2 protein-coding genes are annotated in these 2,029 nt (G+C 72.4%); both read right to left on the minus strand.

The genetic code is table 11. The features are described 5' to 3' along the window. Window positions 1–98: 98 nt before the first annotated feature. Window positions 99–1,319, minus strand: coding sequence for an ornithine--oxo-acid transaminase (gene rocD, locus ABZ646_RS45735; RefSeq protein WP_360533472.1), 1,221 nt, complete (start codon window positions 1,317–1,319; stop codon window positions 99–101). Between the two features lie 19 nt (window positions 1,320–1,338). After that, on the minus strand, window positions 1,339–2,029 hold a 691-nt coding region (gene ddaH / locus ABZ646_RS45740; RefSeq protein ID WP_360533475.1), incomplete at its 5' end, for a dimethylargininase.

The raw sequence follows: 2,029 nt of genomic DNA on the forward strand, positions 1-2,029 counted from the left end.
CGGCTCCTGGACCGCTTCCGCGACGACATCCTGGACGCGGCCCGCGACCACGGCGTCACCCCCGACCAGCTGCGCGACGCCCGCGGCCAGCTGTCTGCTCAGACCGCCAGCACCTTCTCCAGCGACCCCAGCGCCGAGCGCAGCTCGTCCGCCGTGACGGTCAGCGGCGGGGCCAGCCGGATCGTGGCGCCATGGGTGTCCTTGACCAGGACGCCCTCGCGCATCAGACGTGCGCTGATCTCCCGGCCGGTGCCGATCGCCGGGTCCACGTCGACGCCCGCCCACAGTCCGCGCGCCCGGAAGCCGACCACGCCCTTGCCGACCAGCTCCGTCAGACCGTCCCGCAGCACCACGCCCAGCTCGGCCGCCCGGCGCTGGAACTCACCGCCCTCCAGCAGCTCCACCACCGCCGTTCCGACGGCGGCGGCGAGCGGGTTGCCGCCGAACGTCGAGCCGTGCTCACCCGGGTGCAGCACGCTCATCACCTCACGCCGGGCCACCACCGCCGACACCGGCACGATCCCGCCGCCCAGCGCCTTGCCCAGCAGCACCACGTCCGGGACGACGTCCTCGTGGTCGACGGCGAGGGTGCGCCCCGTGCGGCCGAGTCCGGACTGGATCTCGTCGGCGACGAACAGGCAGCCCGCGCGCCGGGTCAGCTCCCGGACACCGGTCAGATAGCCGTCGTCGGGGATCAGCACACCGGCCTCGCCCTGGATGGGCTCGATGAGCACGGCAGCAGTCGTCTCGTCGACGGCCGCCTCCAGCGCCGCCAGGTCGTTGTACGGCACGATCCGGAAGCCCGGTGTGAAGGGGCCGAAGCCGGCGCGGGCGGTGTCGTCCGTGGAGAAGCTGACGATCGTGGTCGTACGGCCGTGGAAGTTGTCCGCGGCGACGACGATCGTGGCCTCGTCGGCCGGGACGCCCTTCACGTCGTAGGCCCACTTGCGGGCCACCTTGATGCCGCTCTCCACCGCCTCCGCGCCGGTGTTCATCGGCAGCACCATGTCCAGGCCGGTCAACTGGGCGAGCCGAGCGGCGAATTCGGCGAGCCGGTCGTTGTGGAAGGCGCGGGAGGTGAGGGTCAGCCGGTCGAGCTGGCGGTGCGCGGCCTCGATCAGGGCCGGGTGCCGATGGCCGAAGTTGAGGGCCGAGTAGCCGGCCAGCATGTCGAGATAGCGGCGGCCCTCGACGTCCTCCACCCAGGCGCCCTCGGCGCGGGCCACGACGACGGGCAGCGGATGGTAGTTGTGCGCGAGGACCGGTTGCTCCGCCTGGATCAGGTCGGCGGAGGTGCGCGTGCGTGCGGGTGCGGTCATGAGGGGGATCTCCTGGTCCTCAGCGGATTTCCTGGGTGCAGCACTTGATGCCGCCGCCTGCCTTGTGGAACTCCGACAGGTCGACGGGAACCGGCTCGTAGCCCCGGTCGGCGAGCCGGCCGGCCAGCGCCTCGGCCTGCGGCGCGATGAAGACGTGGCGGCCGTCGGAGACCGAGTTCAGCCCCCAGGACAGCGCGTCGTCGCGGGTGGCGAGCACCGCGTCGGGGAACAGCCGGCGCAGCACGTCCCGGCTGCCGGGGGAGAAGGCCTCCGGGTAGTAGACGATGTTCTCCTCGTCCAGGACGAACAGCGCGGTGTCCAGGTGGTAGAAGTACGGGTCCACCAGCGTCAGGCTGATCACCGGATGGCCGAAGAACTCCTGCGCCTCCCGGTGCGCCTCCCGGGAGGTCCGGAAGCCGGTGCCGGCCAGCAGGTACCGGCCCGTCCAGACCAGGTCGCCCTCGCCCTCCACCACCGCGCCGGGACGGTGCACGTCGTAACCCGCGGTCTTGAACCACAGGTCGTAGTGGCCCGACTCGGGGCGCCGCTCGGGGGCGTGGAACAGCGAGCCGAAGACGCGCCCGCCGACGACCACCGCGGAGTTCGCGGCGAAGACCATGTCGGGCAGGCCGGGGACCGGCTCCAGCCGGTCCACGTTGTGGCCGTGGGCGCGGTAGGCGTCGATGAGCGCCGTCCACTGCTCCTGGGCC

This window comes from Streptomyces sp. NPDC007162 (genome assembly GCF_040634175.1).
Lineage (GTDB): Bacteria > Actinomycetota > Actinomycetes > Streptomycetales > Streptomycetaceae > Streptomyces.

Excerpts from the sequence above, each read along its gene's own strand:
- rocD (WP_360533472.1), bottom strand. The coding sequence starts at position 1,319 with ATGACCGCACCCGCACGCACGCGCACCTCCGCCGACCTGATCCAGGCG.